At 72.3% G+C, this 18799-nt stretch carries 23 protein-coding genes; 9 read left to right on the top strand and 14 right to left on the bottom strand.

The features are described from left to right. Positions 1-58: 58 nt before the first annotated feature. The 4 genes from VNG13_03675 to VNG13_03660 are packed head-to-tail and all read right to left on the bottom strand — an operon-like array spanning position 59 to position 4110. A complete protein-coding gene (locus VNG13_03675; protein ID HVA59623.1) occupies positions 59-802 on the bottom strand; it encodes a glutamine amidotransferase in 744 nt (247 codons plus the stop codon). Further along, positions 792-2015: a MurT ligase domain-containing protein gene (locus tag VNG13_03670; protein HVA59622.1), complete on the bottom strand. Its 1224-nt coding sequence runs from the start codon at positions 2013-2015 to the stop codon at positions 792-794. The genes VNG13_03675 and VNG13_03670 overlap by 11 nt, the downstream gene beginning before the upstream one ends. A gap of 6 nt (positions 2016-2021) precedes the next feature. After that, positions 2022-2228, bottom strand: coding sequence for a hypothetical protein (locus VNG13_03665; GenBank protein ID HVA59621.1), 207 nt, complete (start codon positions 2226-2228; stop codon positions 2022-2024). Positions 2229-2277: 49 nt separating this feature from the next. Further along, positions 2278-4110 (bottom strand): glycoside hydrolase family 15 protein, encoded by a 1833-nt coding sequence (locus tag VNG13_03660; protein ID HVA59620.1) that lies wholly within the window; start codon positions 4108-4110, stop codon positions 2278-2280. Positions 4111-4146: 36 nt separating this feature from the next. On the opposite strand from VNG13_03660, the gene VNG13_03655 reads away from it, so the two are divergent. Then, positions 4147-4485: a hypothetical protein gene (locus VNG13_03655; GenBank protein ID HVA59619.1), complete on the top strand. Its 339-nt coding sequence runs from the start codon at positions 4147-4149 to the stop codon at positions 4483-4485. A gap of 1 nt (position 4486) precedes the next feature. On the opposite strand, the gene VNG13_03650 is transcribed toward VNG13_03655, so the two are convergent. After that, complete coding sequence (locus VNG13_03650) at positions 4487-4723, bottom strand: WhiB family transcriptional regulator (GenBank protein ID HVA59618.1); 237 nt, start codon at positions 4721-4723, stop codon at positions 4487-4489. A 382-nt stretch (positions 4724-5105) separates the two neighbouring features. On the opposite strand from VNG13_03650, the gene VNG13_03645 reads away from it, so the two are divergent. Both VNG13_03645 and VNG13_03640 read left to right on the top strand, forming a co-directional pair. Next, positions 5106-5996: a GGDEF domain-containing protein gene (locus tag VNG13_03645; protein ID HVA59617.1), complete on the top strand. Its 891-nt coding sequence runs from the start codon at positions 5106-5108 to the stop codon at positions 5994-5996. 182 nt (positions 5997-6178) lie between these two features. Continuing rightward, positions 6179-6310 carry a hypothetical protein gene (locus VNG13_03640; protein ID HVA59616.1) on the top strand — a complete coding sequence of 44 codons (132 nt, stop codon included), beginning with the start codon at positions 6179-6181 and terminating at the stop codon, positions 6308-6310. Here VNG13_03640 and VNG13_03635 read toward each other — a convergent pair. The 4 genes from VNG13_03635 to VNG13_03620 are packed head-to-tail and all read right to left on the bottom strand — an operon-like array spanning position 6273 to position 9046. Beyond that, positions 6273-6782, bottom strand: coding sequence for a DUF4442 domain-containing protein (locus VNG13_03635; protein ID HVA59615.1), 510 nt, complete (start codon positions 6780-6782; stop codon positions 6273-6275). The genes VNG13_03640 and VNG13_03635 overlap by 38 nt on opposite strands. A gap of 10 nt (positions 6783-6792) precedes the next feature. Continuing rightward, complete coding sequence (locus VNG13_03630) at positions 6793-7626, bottom strand: thioesterase family protein (protein ID HVA59614.1); 834 nt, start codon at positions 7624-7626, stop codon at positions 6793-6795. A gap of 18 nt (positions 7627-7644) precedes the next feature. Next, entirely contained in the window at positions 7645-7857 is a 213-nt protein-coding gene (locus VNG13_03625) for a hypothetical protein (protein ID HVA59613.1), read from the bottom strand. A 37-nt stretch (positions 7858-7894) separates the two neighbouring features. Beyond that, positions 7895-9046, bottom strand: a complete 1152-nt coding sequence (locus tag VNG13_03620) for an acyl-CoA dehydrogenase family protein (protein ID HVA59612.1) — start codon at positions 9044-9046, stop codon at positions 7895-7897. A gap of 56 nt (positions 9047-9102) precedes the next feature. Between VNG13_03620 and VNG13_03615 the strand changes: the two genes are divergently transcribed. The 3 genes from VNG13_03615 to VNG13_03605 all read left to right on the top strand — a co-directional run bounded on the left by VNG13_03615 (position 9103) and on the right by VNG13_03605 (position 12092). Beyond that, positions 9103-10290 carry an NAD(P)/FAD-dependent oxidoreductase gene (locus tag VNG13_03615; protein HVA59611.1) on the top strand — a complete coding sequence of 396 codons (1188 nt, stop codon included), beginning with the start codon at positions 9103-9105 and terminating at the stop codon, positions 10288-10290. Between the two features lie 5 nt (positions 10291-10295). Continuing rightward, positions 10296-11243, top strand: coding sequence for a hypothetical protein (locus VNG13_03610; GenBank protein HVA59610.1), 948 nt, complete (start codon positions 10296-10298; stop codon positions 11241-11243). A gap of 69 nt (positions 11244-11312) precedes the next feature. Next, positions 11313-12092 carry a hypothetical protein gene (locus tag VNG13_03605; protein ID HVA59609.1) on the top strand — a complete coding sequence of 260 codons (780 nt, stop codon included), beginning with the start codon at positions 11313-11315 and terminating at the stop codon, positions 12090-12092. Positions 12093-12105: 13 nt separating this feature from the next. On the opposite strand, the gene VNG13_03600 is transcribed toward VNG13_03605, so the two are convergent. The 4 genes from VNG13_03600 to VNG13_03585 form a co-directional block, all read right to left on the bottom strand. Then, positions 12106-14133 (bottom strand): SDR family oxidoreductase, encoded by a 2028-nt coding sequence (locus VNG13_03600; protein HVA59608.1) that lies wholly within the window; start codon positions 14131-14133, stop codon positions 12106-12108. 72 nt (positions 14134-14205) lie between these two features. Further along, on the bottom strand, positions 14206-15159 hold the full coding sequence (locus VNG13_03595) for a YihY/virulence factor BrkB family protein (GenBank protein ID HVA59607.1): 954 nt from the start codon (positions 15157-15159) through the stop codon (positions 14206-14208). 18 nt (positions 15160-15177) lie between these two features. Continuing rightward, a complete protein-coding gene (locus VNG13_03590; GenBank protein HVA59606.1) occupies positions 15178-16014 on the bottom strand; it encodes an SPFH domain-containing protein in 837 nt (278 codons plus the stop codon). Between the two features lie 99 nt (positions 16015-16113). Further along, positions 16114-16302: a hypothetical protein gene (locus VNG13_03585; GenBank protein ID HVA59605.1), complete on the bottom strand. Its 189-nt coding sequence runs from the start codon at positions 16300-16302 to the stop codon at positions 16114-16116. Positions 16303-16482: 180 nt separating this feature from the next. On the opposite strand from VNG13_03585, the gene VNG13_03580 reads away from it, so the two are divergent. After that, a complete protein-coding gene (locus VNG13_03580; protein ID HVA59604.1) occupies positions 16483-16698 on the top strand; it encodes a dodecin in 216 nt (71 codons plus the stop codon). A 9-nt stretch (positions 16699-16707) separates the two neighbouring features. Here the strand turns inward: VNG13_03580 and VNG13_03575 are convergent, their stop codons facing one another. Continuing rightward, complete coding sequence (locus VNG13_03575) at positions 16708-17067, bottom strand: hypothetical protein (GenBank protein HVA59603.1); 360 nt, start codon at positions 17065-17067, stop codon at positions 16708-16710. Positions 17068-17290: 223 nt separating this feature from the next. Here VNG13_03575 and fabG point away from each other — a divergent pair, with 223 nt between their 5' ends. Together fabG and fabI are read left to right on the top strand one after the other, a co-directional pair. After that, on the top strand, positions 17291-17998 hold the full coding sequence (gene fabG, locus VNG13_03570; GenBank protein ID HVA59602.1) for a 3-oxoacyl-ACP reductase FabG: 708 nt from the start codon (positions 17291-17293) through the stop codon (positions 17996-17998). 21 nt (positions 17999-18019) lie between these two features. Further along, positions 18020-18787: an enoyl-ACP reductase FabI gene (fabI, locus tag VNG13_03565; protein ID HVA59601.1), complete on the top strand. Its 768-nt coding sequence runs from the start codon at positions 18020-18022 to the stop codon at positions 18785-18787. The last annotated feature ends 12 nt before the right edge of the window (positions 18788-18799 follow it).

The raw sequence follows: 18799 nt of genomic DNA, 5'->3' as shown, positions 1-18799 counted from the left end.
TTCGGGTAAAGGCTCGGTCTACGGCGGGCCAAGCGCCGCCCAAGCGCCGCTCGGCCGGCTAGGCCCGGGCCGGCGGGCGGTACTGCCGGCGCCAGCGGCCCCGGTGGCGGACGAAGCCGAGCCGTTCGTGGCGCAGCTCATCCTCCTCGGTGTCGTCGAGCGGGGCGAGCGGCCCGAGCACCCGGGCGAGGATCAGGTCGGCCAGTGCCGGGTTGCGGGCCAGGGCGGGGCCGTGCAGGTAGGTGGCGACGATCTGGTCCTGGGTGGCGCCCTCGCCGCCGTCGCCGTTGCCGATCCCGCGCTCGACCCGGGCGAGAGGTCGGGCCAGCGGTCCGAGCGTGGTCCGACCCCCATGGTTTTCGTACCCGGTGAGCATCGGCAGGCCGGCCTGGCGTGGGCGGGCGAGCAGTTCGCCGACCGCCCGCGGGCCGGGCAGCCGGTCGGTGCGGGCGTCGAGGAGACCGAGCCCGGGGTGAACCGCGCCGCTCCCGTCGAGGAAGGTCTCGCCGAGGATCTGGAATCCGGCGCAGACCGCGAACACCCCCGCGGTGGTCCGCCCGAGCGTCCCATCGGCGGCGAGCCGCGCGACCGCGATCGTCTGCGCGGAGTCCTCGCCGCCGCCGAGAACGTAGATGTCGGCGGACGCCGGCAGCGGGTCGTCGACGTCGACCGTGACCACCCGGCCCGGCGTGCCGCGCCACTCGGCCCGCCGGGCCAGCACGCTGGCGTTGCCACCGTCCCCGTAGGTGCCGAGCAGGGTGGGGTAGATCAGGGCCACCGCCAGCTGCGAATCAGCGCGCATCCCGCACGACCCGTCGCAGCTGCTGGAACGCCGTGTAGTTCCCCAACGCCTCGATCCTCGTGCCGTCCGCGGCGGCGAGAGCGCGTCGGAGGTCGTCGACGCGCTCATGTTCCACCCCGGCGTAGCGCAGCCGGACGGCGACGTCCCGGGAGCGCTCCCCGCTGGCGATTACCGGCCGGCCGGCGAGCGCCTCGAACGGGACGTCCCAGAGCCACGCCGGGTCCCGGCCGTCGGCCGCCCGGGCGTTGACCGCGACGACCAGCCCGGCCGGCGCCGGCCTGAGGTGCGACAGCGCCTCCTGCCAGCCGGCGGGGTTCTTCGCGAGCAGCAGGCGCACCAGGCGCCCCTCGTGCCGCGTTTCGACATAGCGCCCCTCGACACCGGCCACCCCCGCGATCGCCGGCAGCGCCGTGGCGGGCGGCACGCCGAGCTCGGCGGCGGCGGCGGCGGCGAGCGCCGCGTTCCCGCGGTTCGCCGCTCCGGGCAGTGCGAGGCGCAACGGGTGCTCGACGCCGGCCGGGTCCCGCAGGCCGGTCGCGGTGAGCACCCAGGCCGGTTCCGGACGGCGCAGGCCGCAGCCGCTCGACCAGCCGGCCCCGTCGGATCTGATCACGTCGCCGCAGGCGGGGCAGGCCACCGCGTCCTGCCGCCAGGCGAGCCCGGCCCCCACCCAGCGCACCGCCGGCGCCACCTCGGCGGCCCAGACCACGAGCGGGTCATCGGCGTTGGCCACGACGACCGGCACCGCGGGCACCGCGCTGCGCCAGATGCCGGCCAGCCGGCGGACCTCCGCGTAGCGGTCCAGTTGGTCCCGGGTCAGGTTGAGCAGGACGGCGACCCGTGGCCGGACCGCTGCCACCACCGCAGGCAGGTACGGCTCGTCGACCTCCAGCACACCGAGCGGGCTGATCCGGTCCGCCGTGAGCGCCGCCACCAGCCCGGATGGGAGGTTGGCGCCACCGTCGTTGGAGACGACTGTTCCGTTGGTGCGCAGGGCGGCGACGAGCAAGGTGCGGGTCGTGGTCTTGCCGTTGGTCCCGCTGACGACCGCGAGATCGCGCCCGGCCGCCGCGGTCCGCAACGCGTTCGGGTCCAGGGCGAGCGTGATCCGGCCGCCGACCGTGGTCCCACCGCCGAGGCCGGCGAGCTGCGAGGCGCGACCGGCCGCCCGGCCGAGGGTCCGCGCCAGGGCGTGGCGTGCGGACGACGCCATCTGCGGCTAGCGGTTGATCCGGGCGAAGTAGACGAGCACGCCGAACGCGGACAGGGTGGCGGCGGCGATCAGCGGGAAGGCGAAGCGAACCACCGAGTTCGCCGCGGTCGACAGCCATTTCCCGACCACCACGCCGGCGACGAGGACGCCGAGCGACAGCAGCAGCAGGGCGATCGACGAGACGGTCTCCGGGGCGAGCGCGAGCACGGTCACTCCTTCCACGTTCCGGACCAGCGACAGCCTAGTGTCGGCGCGGCCGGCCTCAGCCCTCGGTCCGCTTGCGGTGTTCCACATGGTGCGGCGGGGCGGGACGGTGGGTGCGCCCGGAGCCGGCGCCGTGCCGGGACATCTGCCTGGCCGTGCTCACCAACCCGACGTGGCTGAACGCCTGTGGGGTGTTGCCGAGCTGGCGACGCCGCTCGATGTCGTATTCCTCGGCCAGCAGGCCGACGTCGTTGCGCAGGGTCAGCAGCCGTTCGAACAGCTTCCTGGCCTCTCGGCGCCGGCCGATGAGATGCAGGTCGTCGGCCAGCCAGAACGAGCAGGCGAGGAAGGCGCCCTCCTGCCCGGCCAGGCCGTCCAGGCCGGACGAGGTGTCGTAGCGGCGGACGAAGCCGTCGACGTAGAGCTCGTCGAGGATCGCGTCGACCGTGCCGACGACCCGTTCGTCCTTGGGCGGCAGGAAGCCGACCTGCGGGATCAGCAGCAGCGCGGCGTCGAGCGTCTTCCCGCCGTAGTACTGGGTGAAGGTGTGCCGGTCCGCGTCGTAGCCGTTGCGGCAGACGTCGTCGTGGATCTCCTGCCGGATCGCGCGCCAGCGATCGACCGGCCCGTCCAGGCCGCTGGCTTCAACGGTCTGGACCGCACGGTCGAAGCCCACCCAGGCCATGACCTTGGAGTGCACGAAATGCCTGGGGTCACCGCGGATCTCCCACAGGCCCTGGTCGGCTCGCTGCCAGTTGCCCTCGAGAAAGTCCAGGATGTAGCGCTGAAGCGTCCAGCCTGAGGCCAGCGGCGCTACGCCGGAACACCGGGCCGTGTGCAGGCCGTCCAGGACCTCGCCGTAGACGTCGAGCTGGAACTGGTCGGAGGCGGCGTTGCCGACCCGGACCGGCGTCGACGCCTCATAGCCGGACAGCCAGTCGATCTCCCGCTCCACCAGGTAGCGCTCGCCGGCCAGGCCGTACATGATCTGGAGCTTGGCCGGGTCCCCGGCGATCGCCCGCAGCAGCCACTCCCGCCAGGCCTTGGCCTCCTTGATCAGGCCGGTGTAGAGGAAGGCCTGCAGCGTCATCGTCGTGTCGCGCAGCCAGCAGTAGCGGTAGTCCCAGTTGCGGGACCCGCCGATGGATTCGGGCAGCGAGCTGGTGGCCGCCGCCACCACGCCGCCGGTCGGCGCGTAGGTGAGCGCCTTCAAGGTGATCAGCGACCGGATCACCGGCTCGCGCCATTCGCCGTCGTAGTGGCAACCGCGGATCCAGTTCGACCAGAACCGCTGGGTGTCCTTGAGTGCGCGCTCCGGGTCGACCTCGGTCGGCACCGGGAGGTGCGAGGCCCGCCAGGTGAGCACGAACGGCACCCGCTCGCCCTTGCTGACGTCGAACTCGCTCACCGTCGTGAAGTCCTGACCGCGCAGTGGCGCCGGAGTGCGCAGCGCGACGAGATTCGGTCCGGCGATCGCGACGATCCGGTGGTCCTGGCGGCGCACCCACGGCACGACGGATCCGTAGTCGAAGCGCAGCGCGAGCTCACCGCGCATCGGGACCCGACCGGAGACCCCTTCGACGATCCGGACGATGTCCGGCGCCTCGCCGCGGGGCGGCATGAAGTCGATGACCCGGACGGTCCCGTCGGGGGTGTCCCACTCGGTTTCGAGGATCAGCGTGTCGCCGCGGTAGCGGCGCCGGGTGCAGCTGCCGCCGCGGGCGGGCGCGAGGGTCCAGTGCCCGTTGTCCGCCTCGCCGAGCAGCCGGGCGAAGACCGCGCTCGAGTCGAACCGCGGGACGCAGAGCCAGTCGACGGCGCCGGTCTTGCCGACCAGCGCCGCGGTTTGCATGTCGCCGATCAGGGCGTAGTCCTCGATGAGCTCGGCCACCGGTCCTCCCCTGGGTGCGCGGCCTACCCTAGAGGTGTGGGTCTGCGGATGGTCGTCGGCGCGGTGGCCCTGGGACTGCTCACCGGCGGCTGCAATTCCCATCTCACCGGCGGCCTCGGGATGCGCGAGGAGGTCGTCTATTTCGCGCCGTCGGCCTCCCCGGCGGATCACGTGACCGCGCTGCGCCGGTGCAGCGGGCTGCCCGGCACCACCGCCGAGCCGCTACCGGGTCCCGGCGCGCCGAGCTCCAGCCGGTACTACGACGTGCGGTTCCGGGTCGACCACGCCAACGACTTCCAGCTCAACCAGCTGTTCGAATGCCTGTACCGGCAGCCCGGCGTCGTCGGCGTGGGGGAGTCGAACCCGACTGAATAGCTCAGGACACGCGGCGGGCGCGGACCAGCGGCTCGCGCTGTTCCGGCGTCGTCCCGCCCCACACCCCGTACTGCTCGCCGTTGTCCAGCGCGAGGTGCAGGCAGTTCGCCTGCACCGGGCAGGATTCGCAGACCAGCAGGGCTCGCCGGCTGCTGACCACCCCGCCGCCACCGGGTGGGGCGAAGAAGAGCTCGGTGTCCATGCCGCGGCAGGCGGCCTCGTCGATCCATGCGTTCACGGCGACCAGCCTGCGCCGCCAACCTGACCCGAACCTGAACGGGCGGGCCTCCCTTCGACGCCGCCCGGGTTCTTCCTTCCGCCGGATGTACCAACCCGATGGCGCCCGGATTGCGCCGGATACCGGATCGGGGCAGCGGCGCGCAACGGTTACCGTTAGCGGGAACGCCGGCGAACTGTCGGTGGCAGGGCGGCCGACACGCCGCCCTGGGACGCTGTGATCCGAACGGTCCTCACCGGCCGGCCATCGGGAGAGACCCGTGGTGCGGCGCGGAGACATCCGGTTGCCTAGACCGTTCGGGGAGCGAGTGGCGAGCCAGGCCCGCCCGTTTGGCTGTGCCCGCCTGGCCGCGGGTCGGCCCCCTGGTCACCGGGAGCACCGGATGTCCGAGCTGGACGCGAGCGCGGCGCCGCCTGCCGACCTTGTACTGGCGACGATGCCGCAGCTGCTGCTCGCCATCGACAACCGGGGCCGGATCGTCTTCGAGACCTTGTCGGCGCGCCGGCTGCACCCCGGCACCCTGGTCGCGACACCGCTGATCGACGTCGTCGTCGTCGAGGATCGCCCCCGGCTCGCCCAGCTCGTCCTCGCCGCCTGCGGGCAGCCGGGCAGCGGGGCCCGGGGCCGGCTGCGGTTCCGGATGCACGACGGGCCTCCGCGGCACCTCGACGTCGTCCTCTACGACCACGCCCACAACCCGGACGGGCTGCTGCACCTGCACGCCTGGGACATCACCGATCTCGCCTGCGAGCTCGAAACGATCCGCCACCGAGCCCTGCACGATCCGTTGACCGGGCTGGCCAACCGCGCCCTGTTCCTCGACCGGCTCTGCCTCGAATTGCGCCGCCGCCGGCGGACCAGGACGCCGCTCGCCGTGCTCTACGGCGACGTCGACGCGATGAAGCAGGTCAACGACCGGTTCGGCCACGCGGCCGGTGACGAGCTGCTCACCCGGCTGGCCGGCCGGTTGACCAGCCATCTCCGCGCGGCCGACACCGCCGCCCGGCTCGGGGGCGACGAGTTCGCGATCCTCTGCCCCGACCTGGCTGCCCCGGCCGACGCGCATCTGCTCGCCGGGCGGCTCGTCACCGCACTCGCCGAGCCGATGCTCTTCGACGACCAGGAGGTCTTCGTGACCTTCCCGGTCGGTATCGCCCTGGCCGACGACGCCGATCCCGACGACGGGGCGGCGCTGCTGCAGCGCGCCGACCTGGCCATGTACCGGCACAAGCGGGAGCAGGCCCGTGGCAGCGGCCCGAAACGGGGCACCTAGGGGTTGTCCACCTCTCCGTGATCCGGCTCGAGGCTCGCTGCATGGCGACGCCGTCCCGACGGATTCGCACGCTGGCAGATGCCCCACCTGGCCGGCCTCGGGGCGCCGCGACCGGTCCGGGCGAGCGGGGCTTTCCACGTCGAGCCCGGTTGACGGCGCTCGCGCCGGGGGAGGAACCGGGTATGGCAACCGATCGCGCCCCCAGTCCCGCCGTGGCGGAACGAAATCAGCGTCGCAAGCTCGCCTTCATCCCGGTCTGGCCGGTGGTCGCGGCGATCATCGTCGTGGTCGCGTTCGTGCTGTTCGGACACTGAGCTCGGCCGGCGCCGCTGCGCCGTTGGGCCGCAGCGCCCAGGTCACCGACATCTCGGCGGTCGTGTTCCCGGCCAGGTCCCGGATCGTCACGGCGACCGGGATCCGCGGCGGCTTGCCGGTCCCGGCCGCGGCCGCATCGAGTTCCGCGAGCACCTCGGCGCGGCCCCGTTGTGGCACCGCCTCGGCAGTGACCTCCCCCTGGGCGATCGCCCGGTACCGGATCTCCCCGCCCGCCGCGACCGGGAGCGCCCGCTCGATCAGGTCCGCATAGGCGGCCAGGATCACCGCGCCGGAAGCCGTTTCGCCCAGCGAGAACAAGACGCCGGCGTGCGGGCCACCGACATGGTTGTGCAGGTCGGTGCGGTCGGGGAGCCGCGCCACCGCTCGCCCGGCGGAGACCTCGTCGAAGCTCACCCCGAGGGTTCGGGCAAAGGGCACCAGCGAAAGCAGCATCTCCCCGGGGTTGCTCATGCCGGCCAGCCTAGGCCTGGCCGGCCGGCGGCCCGCTCAACCGAACGCCAGCGAGCTGGCTGGCCTGGCCGACCAGCCGTCCCGAGCTGTCCCAGATGTCGCAGACCTCGTCGACGTACCCGGACTGCACCAGTCGGGCCCGTTGCCGGACCCGCAGCGGTCCGGGTTGCGGAAGCGCCCGGATGTAGCAGGTGAGCTCGAGGGTCGGCACCCAACCGGTCGTGCCGAGCTCGAGGGTGGCCGGCGGGAGCCCGTCGAGGGCCATCAGCAGCCCGAGCGGGTCCGGGGCCCGGCCGTCGGCGAAACCGAGCCAACCGCGCATCTCGGGCCGCCCGGTGGGTCGACCGGAGGCGAAGCCGAGGCAGGCCGGATCGAGCCACTGGTCGACGACCTGATGGATCGCCAGCTCCACCCCGATCCCCGGGCCCGGCGCCGGCAGGTGCACGCATTCGGCGAGCGGCGGCAGTTCGACCGCCGGCTCGTCCACCCACCACGGCTGGTCCGACGGTTCCAGCCGGCCCATCGTGAACAGGGCCTCCACGCGGGTGCGGCCGCCCTGGCTCAGCCGGGCCCGAAGCTGGCTTGCCGAGCGCCCGACCCGCAGCAACTCGGTCTCGATCTCGGCCGGCCCGGCGGCCGGCGAGGACACGTAGTGCGCGCTCCCGGCCCAGGGATGCGGATGCTCGGCACCGGCCGCGGCGAGCGCCGACCCGGCGGCCCGGCCGAGGACCGCTAGCAGATAACCTCCGTGCGGCCGGCCGCCGATCGACCACTGCGGGTCCAACTCGGCCAGGTAGCCGCCGCCGGACGTGGGGCGAACCGCGGTCGCCGCATCGAAGTTCACCGGGGAAAGCGGGATGGGTCAGGCCACGGAATCGGGATCGATACCGCCCTCGGCAACGACTTGTTGCAGCGCGGCCCAGGCCACTTCCTCCGAACGCCGCAACTCCGCCACCCGCACGAACACCGTGCGGGTTGACCCGCGGTCGGCGAGGAAGTCGTCGAGGGCGTGATCGAGGGCGCGGCGGGCGCCCTGCCATTGCTCGAAGGCCTGTCCGGCGTCGTCGGTGGACACCGATTCATCATGCCCTACCACCGTGGGTCAGCCGCGATCACAGGCCGAGGCCCCGGCCCACTATCTCTTTCATGATCTCCGTCGTGCCGCCGTAGATGGTCTGCACCCGGGAATCGACGAACGCTCGGGCGATCGGGTATTCGAGCATGTAGCCATAGCCACCGTGCAGTTGCAGGCAGCGGTCGATCACCTTGAGCTGCAGCTCCGTACACCACCACTTGGCCATAGCCGCGGTCTCCACATCGAGTTCGCGGGCCAGGTGCGCGCGCAGGCAGTCGTCGAGGAACACCCGGGCGATCCGCACTTCCGTGTGCAGCTCGGCGAGCAGAAATCTATTCGCCTGAAACGAGCCGATCGGCCTTCCGAACGCCGTGCGCGACTTGACGTATTCGAGGGTGCGCTCGAGGACGTTCTCCGCGCTCGCGACCGCGGCGACCGCGATCGTCAGCCGCTCCTGCGGCAGGTTCCCCATCAACGCCAGGAAACCGTCGCCCTCGCTACCGAGCCGGTTGGCGACCGGCACCCGGACGTCGTCGAAGCTGAGCTCTGAGGTGTCCTGGGCGTGCATCCCGATCTTTTCCAGGTTGCGGCCGCGGACGAACCCGGGCATGTCGCGCTCGACGACCAGCAGGCTGAGCCCACGGTGGGGTTCAGCGGGGTCGGTCCGGGCGACGACGATGACGAGGTCGGCGAGCTGCCCGTTGGAGATGAACGTCTTGGCCCCGGACAGCAGATAGCTGTCGCCGTCGCGGACCGCGGTCGTCCTGATGCCGGCGAGATCGCTGCCGGTCCCCGGTTCGGTCATGGCGATCGCGAGGATCGCCTCGCCGGCGGCGACCGCGGGTAGCCAGCGGGCCTGCTGTTCCTCGGTCGCGTATGCCAGCAGGTAGGGCAGTACGACGTCGTTGTGCAGGGTGAACATCACCCCGGAGGCTCCGGCCCGCACCAGTTCCTCGCCGATGATCGCGTTGAAGCGGAAGTCGTCGATCCCGGCGCCGCCGAATCGCTCGGGGATGGCGATCCCGAGGAAGCCGGCGGTGCCGGCGGCCCGCCATGCGGAGCGGTCGACGATGCCCGCCGCCTCCCAGGCCCGATGGAACGGGGTGATCTCCCGCCCGACGAAGTCGCGGAACGACTCGCGGAACAGCCGGTGTTCGGGCTCGAACAGGCGCCGTTCCGGGGATTTCATCCGACCTCCGGGGTCGAGGCTATCGATGCCGCGGACCGGTCTGCGACGCTGACCGGGTGCGGAACCTGGACGTGGCTGTGGTCGGCGGCGGCCCGGCCGGTCTGTCCGCGGCCCGGGCGGCCGCGGCCGGCGGCCGGCGGGTGGTCGTGTTCGAGCGTGGCTCCGCGATCGGCGAGCCGGTCCGGACCAGCGGCGGGAGCTTCATCGGCCCGCTGCGCCGGCTCGGTGTCCCCGCGGAGTGCTGGTGGCCGGTGCGGCGGATCAGGATGGTCGGGCCGGGCAGCCAGCTGGTCATGAGCTACCGCCGGCCGGTCGCCTGCGTGCTCGACGTCCGGCGCACCTACCAGTGGCTGGCCCAGCGTGCGCTCGACGCGGGGGCGGGCATCCGGCTCCGCGCGCACGTCATGGGGCCGCTCGTCGAGGCCGGCCGGGTGCGCGGCGTACGGGTACGCGATCCGTTCCACGCCGCGGAGGACCTGCCCGCCCGCACCGTTATCGATGCGAGCGGTCAGACCGGCCTCGTGGCGCGGGCGGCCGGGCTGCGCGGGGTGGCGGCGCGCAGCGCGGTGGGGATGGAGGTCGAGCTGCACGCGCCGCGCTACGACCAGGACGAAGCGATGCTCATCGTCGGGGACGAGGCCGCCCCCTCCGGGTACGGCTGGGCCTTCCCCTGCGGGGCCGGGCGGGTCCGGGTCGGGGTCGGCGTCCTGCGTCCGGACACCGCGGCCGAGCCCCGCGTTCTGCTGGATCGGCTCCTGGGCCGGATCCCGGCACTGGCGGCGTCGGACTCCGGCCCGCTCGAGTTGCACAGCGGGCTGATGCCGGTGATCGCGCCTGGGGCGGCCGGGCTCGTCACTGACGGCGTGCTGGCCGTCGGGGATGCCGCCGGGCAGGGCTCCGCGCTGGTCGGGGAGGGGATCCGCTACGCCATCCTGGCCGGGCAGCTGGCCGGAAGAGCGGTCGCGGCCGGCCGGGAAGCCGAATACCCGGCGGCCTGGCAGCGCGCCGTGGGCCGCGACCTGGAGCTCGCCTATGCGCTGCACACCCGGATCAGCGCATATCGGGACGACGACTGGGATCGCGCCCTGGCACTGCTCGGGCGGCTCGGCCCGCGCCAGTTCAGCCAGGGGCTGGCCGGCCGATTCACCCTCGGTTGGGCGCTCGGCGTGCTGGTGACCAGGCCCCGGCTGGTGCTGACCGGTGGGCGCCCGCTCGCGCGGGCCGCCCTGGCCCGGCGGGCTTGACGGTCGTGGACATTGTCGACCTCGGGGATGCCCGGCCCGTCCGGTCGGGACCGGTCCGCCCGATCGCCGCCCTCTGCTCGCTGACGCTGCTGGTCGCGCTCGTCAGCCTCGGGGTACGGCTGGAACGGCCGGATCCGCCGGACACCTCCCCGGCCGCCGCCGTGTCACTGCGGACCGCGCTCTGGCGGAGCTTCGCCGGGTCGTTCCATTTCGTCTCGACGGTGACCACGACCTTCCCGACGGCCGGCCCCTCCGCCGCCGGTGAGCCGGCGCCGGTGCGGTCCAGTGGCGACGTGGACCTCCTGGCCGGCAGCCTGCGGATCGTCGAGCGGGTCGGAGGCGCCGCGGCGACCGAGCAGCGGGTGGTGGGCAACGTGTACTACAAGAGCATCGATCCGGGCCTGCGGGCCACGTACGGGCTGGCCGCCGATGCCCGCTGGGTGCAGGTCGGGGTCGCAGATCCCGGGGCCGTCGTCGGGTCGGTCACCGGCGACTTCGACGCGATCCCGATCGGGATGGTGAGCCGCACCGGACGGCGCTACCTGGTCCCACCGGCGGCTCCGACCGGGCCGGCGGTCCCGGGAATGGCGACCACCACGATGATCATCGATCTCGACGGGTCGGCCCTGGTGCGGCGGATCCTGGTGGTCCAGCGGATGCCCGGCCCCACCGCGGGGGCGGTCACGGTGTCGACGGACGTGACGATCAGCCGGATCGGCGAGGCGGTACGCGTCTCGCCGCCACCGCCGGATCAGACGATCAGCGAGGCGGAATACCAGGCGGCCCAGCGGCGGGCCGCCCCGCTAGCCCCGGGCCTGGGCTCCGGCTGCCCGGCGGAGCCCATGCCGGCGGGTTCGACCTGCACGTCGAATGTCGGGTTCCTGCGGTTGTCGGGCGGTCTGCGCCCCGCCTCGGCCGAACGGACGGAACCTGCTCCTCCCTTCGGTCACTGAAGACCGGCCCCCCCGGTTGTCGATGAACAATTAAGTCCCCGGGGTCGACCTTGGGTCAGGAGGCTTTCCGTGCTGCGTCGCCGTCTGCTCGTGCTGCTCACCGCCCTTGCCGCCCTCGGGCCGGCCGTTGTCTCGCTGGCGCCCGCCGCGCACGCCAGCGGCTGCGCGGGGTCCAGCGGAAAGCGCCTGTCCGGGATCCTCGCCGGCCAGGACGGTCGGGACATCAACGCCCAGGTCGGGTTCGACATCGTCGACAGGTACAACCACAAGATCGGGTTGAACGGCTGCGCGACCAGCGCCTACGGAATCGATCTGTGGTTCAACAAGGGGATCTCCGGGCAGGGCGTGCCGAACCCGCCCGGCAAGTCGCAGTCCTGGATCACTCCACCGCTGCCGTCGAACGCGGCCGCGGTGTGGATCGAGGTATGGACCCGCACGAACCAGCCGAAGAACTGCGCCACCTGCGACGGCCCGATCGACACCAGCCGCTACGGGTTCGTCAACCGGCGTGCGATCAAGCCGGGCACGTCCAACATCCGCCTGCTCGCGCCGCTGAAGTGCGGCGTCAGCGGCGGCACCGCCGGCACTGTGCAGGGCAAGCTGTACGACTTCTCCGGCCACCCGACCTCGAGCGGCTGGACCATCTACGCGTGGAGCCAGCTGACCCCGGACGGCTCGAAGCCGTTGCAGGGCTGGGGCGTCGCACAGATGTACGGCGACGCGTACATGATCTCCACCCTCGCCTCGGGCCAGCCCTACGTGCTGTGGGCCACCTACCACGGGGTCACCCAGAAGCACACCTTCACCGTCAAGTCGTGTCAGAACGTGCCCGGGAGCATGCGCGCCTGAGTGGGGTCGGCCCCTACCAGTGCACGCCGGGGAGCAGCCGGATCAACGCGTGCGCGGCCCGCGGCATCGTCGCGGCCGGCGGGCGTCCGGCCGGATCCCCGGTGGCCGCCGCGGAGTCCGGGAAGGTCCGGTACGCCACGTGGAGCACGGCATCGACCGCCCGCGGTGCGAGCGCGTAGAGCACCTCGGCGGTCGTCCCCAGCTTCGTGCCGATGTGCTTGGGACGTCCCACCAGGGCATCGAGGACCAGGTCCGCCGCCTCGTCGGGGCTGATCGCCGGGAACGCGTCGTAGAGCTTGGTGGGGCTGATCATCGGAGTCCGGACCAGCGGCATGTGCACGGTCGTGAAGGTGATTCCGTCGCCGTAGGTCTCGCTCGCGACCACCTTGCTGAAGGCGTCGAGCGCCGCCTTGGAGGCCACGTAGGCGGAGAACCGGGGCGGATTGGCCTGGACCCCGATCGAGGAGATGTTGACGACGTGGCCGAAGCGGCGCTGGCTCATGTGCGGGAGCAGGCCGAGGATCAGCCGGACCGCCCCGAAGTAGTTGAGCGACATGGTGCGCTCGTAGTCGTGGAAACGATCGTAGGACAGCTGGACCGAACGCCGGATCGACCGACCGGCGTTGTTCACCAGCATGTCGATGCCCTCGTGGTCGGCGAGCAGCTCCTTGAGCAGCGCGTCGACCGACTCCGGCTGGGTGATGTCGCAGGAGTAGACGTAGGCACGCCCGCCGGACCGCTCGATCTCCCCGCGCACCTCCTCGAGCGCTTCGGTCCGCCGGGCGACGAGCAGCGGCACCCCGCCAGCGCTGGCCACGCCGAGCGCGGCGGCCCGCCCGATGCCGGACGAGGCGCCGGTGATGATGACCGTGCGCCCGGCGAGCGGGCCGCCCGGCCGGCGCCGCCGGGCCCGGTCCGGATCCAGATGTTCGGCCCAGTACCGCCACAACCGGTCGGCGTAACTGTCGAGTTCGGGCACCCGCAAGCCGCTCCCGGCGAGTGCCCGCGCGGTGGCCGCGGTGTCGAAGTCGGACGGGAAGGTCAGGTGGGGGAGGACCTCAGCCGGGATGCCGAGTGCGTCCACGACGAGATCGGCGACCAGGTCGGCACCGGGCAGCGCGGCGACGCCACCGGCCAGCCCGCCGACGATCCGGCCGAGCCCGACCCGGTCGGCCAGGGTCCGCGCGGTGCCCACCGCCCGGCCCCCGATCCGCACCGCGACCCGGGGCGCGCCGGCCGCGGCGGCGAACGCGTTGTAGACGTCGAGGAAACTCTGCGCTCGCGGAGCGACCAGGTGGAAGGCGCGGCCGTCGAGGCCCGGTTCATGGATCAGGTAGTCCATCGCGTCGGCCACGTAGTCGACCGGGACGATGTTGGTGTTCCCGATCTCCGGGAGGACCAGGGGCAGCCGGCCGGGGAGCCCGGCGAGCCGGCGGAAGGTCGGGAAGAAGTAGTACGGGCCGTCGATCTTGTCCATCGCCCCGGTGTGGGAATGGCCGACGACGATCGCGGGGCGGTAGACCCGCCAGGGAACCGTGCCCTGCTCGCGAACCAGCCGCTCGGCCTCGAACTTCGTCCGGTGGTAGGCCGAGGGCAGGCCCTGCCCGGTGTCGAAGTCGGCCTCGGAGAAGCGGCCGCGGTGGTCCCCGGCGACGGCGACCGAGGAAACGTGGTGCAGGCAGCCGACCGCGAGCCGCGCGGCCACCTCGACGACCCGTCGGGTGCCTTCGACGTTGACCCGCTCGTTCGTCGCGGTGTCCTGGGTGAGGTCGTAGATGGCGGCGAGGTGGACGAAGTGGTCGACCTGGCCGGTGAGCCGGCCGAGGGCGGCCCGGGTCAGGCCGAGCTGCGGCTTGGTGAGGTCCCCCTGAAGGGGCGTGACCCGCTCGCCACCCGGCCAGCCGCGGGCCAGTTCGGCGAGCCTGGTCCGGGATCCGGCGCGGACGAGGGCGATCACCTCGGCGTCGTCGCGGCCGAGCAGGCGTTCCACGAGATGCCGGCCGACGAATCCGGTCGCCCCGGTCACGAGATAGCGCGCCATGCTCGTCCTCCCATCGATCGGCGCATCGTCCCACTAGTCGGCGCATCCTGTCCGGGCCAGGGCGCCGCCGAGCTATTGGAAGCCGACGTCGACGGTTTCCTCCGCCGTTCGCTCCTCGACCTTGCCGTAGCTGGTGAGCGCCGCCTCGTCGGTGCCGGTCCGGGCCGGTCCGAGGAAGGTGCGCGGCCACAGGCGCCGGGTGCGCACCACGTCGATCTGGACCGCGTACAGGGTGAGCTGGGCCTGGATGTACATCCACGACATCAACCCGAGCACCAGGCCGAACAGTCCGTAGACCTCGCTGGCGTGCTTGAGGTAGCGCGCGACGAGGAAGGCGCCCAGCCACTGGAGGACCTGCCAGACCACAGCGGTGAGCAGCGCTCCGAGCCGCAGGTCGCGGGTCGCCACCTCCGGTGCGGTTGCCAACCGGAAGGCGAGCAGGAACAGCCCGACGTTGAGTACGAAGGCCACGGCGACCGCGCCGACCCGCAGACCCACCCCGAACGTTCCGGAGCCACCGCCGAGCCCGGACAGCGCCGTCGTCACGATGATTCCGACGCCGACGATGAGAACGAGCGCCACCGAACGCAGCAGGTTCTTCGGGAAGCCCGGGCGCTGCTTGTAGGGGACCTCCCAGATGCTGTTGAAGGCGTTCTGCGCCGCGTTGGCTATGCCCCGGGCCCCGATGAAGGTGCCGACCAGGCCGACCGCGAGTCCGAACCCGGCCCGGTTCAGCGAGTGGATGTTGTTGTGCAGCTGCGTACCGATGATCGGAAAATGCACGAAGGTCGAGTGGAGCACACTCGCCTGGAGCCCGGGATCCCCGCGCAGGACGATGCCCAGAACGGTGACCAGGACGAGGAGCAACGGGAACACCGATGCCAGCGCGTACCAGGCGAGCAGCGCCGCGAGGTTGCCGGTCTGGTCGTCACCGTACTTCTTGATTACGGCGAGCGGGAAGCCCAGCGCCGGATGCGCCTTCTGGAACCCGTCGACAGCGCCGAGCACCCGGTCCACGCGCTTCATGCGGTGGGTGTACCCCGCTTACGTCGGGGTGTACTCCTGCGCGGGCTCGCCGTTCAGGCTCACCGCCGGTTTCACCGGCGGCGCGGTTCCACCGGCGGCGCGGTCGAGGAAACGCAGCAGCTCCACCGGGAACGGCATCACGAGGGTGCTGTTCTTCTCGGCCGCGACCTCGACCACGGTCTGGAGCAGGCGGAGCTGGAGCGCGGCGGGGTCGGCGGCCATCGCCGCTGCCGCCTGGGCCAGCTTTTCCGAGGCCTGGAACTCCCCGTCGGCCGCGATGATCCGGGCTCGCCGTTCCCGCTCCGCCTCCGCCTGGCGCGACATCGACCGCTTCATCGTCTCGGGGAGGGCTACGTCCTTGAGCTCGACCCGCTCGATCTTGACCCCCCAGGGCCCCTCGGTCGGCGCGTCGATGATGGCGGTCAATTCGGCGTTGAGCTTCTCCCGGTTGGACAGCAGTTCGTCCAGCTCGCTGCGCCCGATGACCGATCGCAGTGAGGTCTGCGCTACCTGGGAGACCGCGTAGAGGTAGTTCTGGACGTTTACCAGCGCCTTTGCGGCGTCCACCACGCGGAAGTAGACGACCGCGTCGACGCGGACGCTGACGTTGTCCCGGGTGATGCCGTCCTGGGCCGGGACGCTCATCGTCGTGATCTGCATGTTGACCTTCTGTAGCCGGTCGACGAACGGTGCGATGACCGCCAGCCCCGGCTGGCGGACGCCCTCACGGAGCCGACCGAGCCGGAAGACGACGCCCTGCTCGAACTGTTGGACGACCCGGACCGACAGCGCGACGCTGATCAGGCCGATCACCGCGAGCACTCCGATGACGATGCCGATCGCGAGAATTGCCAAGTGCATGTCCATCACCCTCGGGCCGGGATTCGGATCCGGCCTGCTCCAGCATGCGCCGTACGTCCGGAGAACGCCATAGCGGTCGGCCTCCGCCGGGCCTCAGGGGGATTCCACCCGCAGCAGGAAACCCCGCGCGCGCAGGAATGCGCCGAGTGACGCGCGGTGCTCGTCGCAGGCGCCCCAGCGCTTCTCCCGACCGGCGGTGTGCAGCCGGGGGTTCCGCCAGACCAGCCACCAGGTCGCCGCGGCTCCGCAGCCGCGTGCCGAGCACACCGGCGACGTCGTCACCGGTCCAGTCTGTCAAGCGGCCGGGCGGTGTCGGGCGGCCACGGGGGCAGCCGCCCGACACCGCGTCCGGGGGTCGGGCGGCACTGAGACTTTTTATACACGGCGCCCCGGGCCCCGTACAGGGCAGCCGGGCAGCCGGTAGCGTCCGGTCCTCTACCCCAAGGCACATGGAGGTGTCCGGTGAGCAGCCATACCTACGGCATCACGGAGATTGTCGGGACCAGCGAGGAGTCGCCCGCGCAGGCGATCCGCAACGGCGTCGCCCGGGCGTCGCAAACCGTCCGCAACCTGGACTGGTTCGAGGTCGTCGCGACCCGCGGCTACATCCGCGACTCCGAGGTCAATCACTTCCAGGTGCAGCTCAAGCTGGGCTTCCGGATCGAGGACACGGCCTGAGCCCACAGTTCAGTCGGTCGCCGGGCGCGGTGCCGGAACAACCTCGGCCGGCTCGAGGTCAGGGAGCTCCCCGTCCAGGCCCAGCTCGGACAGTCGGGCGCTGACGATCGTGGAGGCGGCGCTCAGGGTGAACGTGGCCTCGTTCTCCTCGATCCAGACCAGGCCCGCCCACAGCAACGCCAACAGGTCGTCGGTGAGACCGGTCACCTCGGCCGCGTCCACGATCACCTCGGCTCCGCGCGGATGAGCGCCGAGCAGCGTGCGACGGAGCAAGTCGAGGTCGTCGCCCGCGTTCACCTCGCCACGGAGCTGGACGAAGGTGCCGTGCGGGCGCTCTTGGATTGACACTGGGGCGCGGCTCGGGCTCATGGTCGGGGTCCTTTCTGGGGGCTCACCTTGGTTTCGGCGGGGCCACGGCCGGGCGCGGAGATCCGGCCGGCCGCAGCCGTGCCGCCGACCGGAGGGGTCCGCGGGGGGCGCCATTCGGCGGATTCCGCGGATCGAAACCGTCCGGGCTGTCCCGATCCGCTCCGGTTGGTCACCCCCCGGATGCCGCGCGGCAGCCGCCGGATGGCCGCCTAGACTCCGCCCGGTGGGACAACGCTCGGTGCTGGTCACCGGAGGCACCCGGGGGATCGGCCTCGCCGTCGCCCGGGCCTTCCTGGCCCAGGACGACCTGGTGACGGTGACCTACCGCGACTCGGCGCCCCCCGATGGGCTGCCCGCGGTGCGCTGCGACGTGACCAAGCCGGACGAGGTCGAAGCCGCCTTCGCCGAGGTCGAGGCCGGGCAGGGTCCGGTGGAGGTGTGTGTCGCCAATGCCGGCGTCACGGACGACAGGTTGCTGCTGCGGATGACCGAGGCGAGCTGGGCCGCCGTGCTCGACACCAACCTGTCCGGGGCCTACCGGGTCGCGCAGCGGGCGGCAACCCGGATGCTCCGGGCCCGCTGGGGCCGGCTGCTGTTCATCTCCAGCGTCGTCGGACTGTCGGGCTCCCCGGGGCAGGCCAACTACGCCGCGAGCAAGGCCGGCCTGGTCGGTTTCGCCCGCTCGCTCGCCCGTGAGCTCGGCTCCCGCTCGATCACGGCGAACGTCGTGGCGCCGGGTTACGTGGACACCGCCATGACCGCGGGGCTGACCGCCTCGCGCAAAGCGGAACTGCTGGCGTCCATCCCGCTCGGCCGCTACGCCACCCCGGCGGAGGTGGCCGGAGTGGTCACCTTCCTGGCCAGCGACGCGGCCGCCTACATCACCGGTGCCGTCGTCCCGGTCGACGGCGGTCTGGGCATGGGGCACTAGACACACGGAAGGAACCCGCACGTGGCGTTACTCGAGGGCAGGCGGCTGCTCGTGACCGGGGTGCTCACCGAGGCTTCGATCGCGTTCGGGGTGGCCCGGATCGCGCAGGAGCAGGGGGCGCAGGTGCTGCTCACCGGGTTCGGCCGGGGCCTTTCGCTCACGACGCGGGTGGCCCGCCGGTTGCCCGAGCCCACCGAAGTGCTCGAACTGGACGTGACCGACGGTGCTCAGTTGGACGGGCTAGCCGACGTGCTGCGGGCGCGCTCGTTCGCTCTCGACGGGGTCCTGCATGCCATCGGATTCGCGCCGGACACCGCGCTCGGCGGGAACTTTCTGCACACCGGCTGGCCGGACGTGGCGACGGCGGTCCACGTGTCGACCTACTCCCTGGTCGCACTGGCCCGAGCCTGCCTGCCGCTGCTCGGCCCCGGCTCGTCGCTCGTGGGGCTGGACTTCGACGCCCGCATGGCGTGGCCGGGGTACGACTGGATGGGGGTCGCGAAGGCCGGACTCGAGTCGACCGCGCGTTACCTGGCCCGGGAGCTCGGGCCGCGCGGGATCCGGGTCAACCTGGTCGCCGCCGGGCCGTTGAAGACGATGGCGGCCAAGAGCATCCCCGGATTCGAGCAGTTCGAGGCGGTGTGGGGTGAGCGCGCCCCGCTGGGCTGGAACGTTGCCGACACCGGGCCGGCGGCGCGGGCTTGCGTGGCCCTGCTCTCCGACTGGTTCCCGGCCACGACCGGGGAGATCGTGCACGTCGATGGCGGGGTGCACGCCGTCGGCGCCTGAGCCCGGCGCCGT

The sequence above is a fragment of the Mycobacteriales bacterium genome, from assembly GCA_035533475.1.
In the GTDB taxonomy this organism is placed as follows: Bacteria; Actinomycetota; Actinomycetes; order DATLTS01; family DATLTS01; genus DATLTS01.
This window is presented reverse-complemented; position numbering and strand designations above follow the sequence as displayed.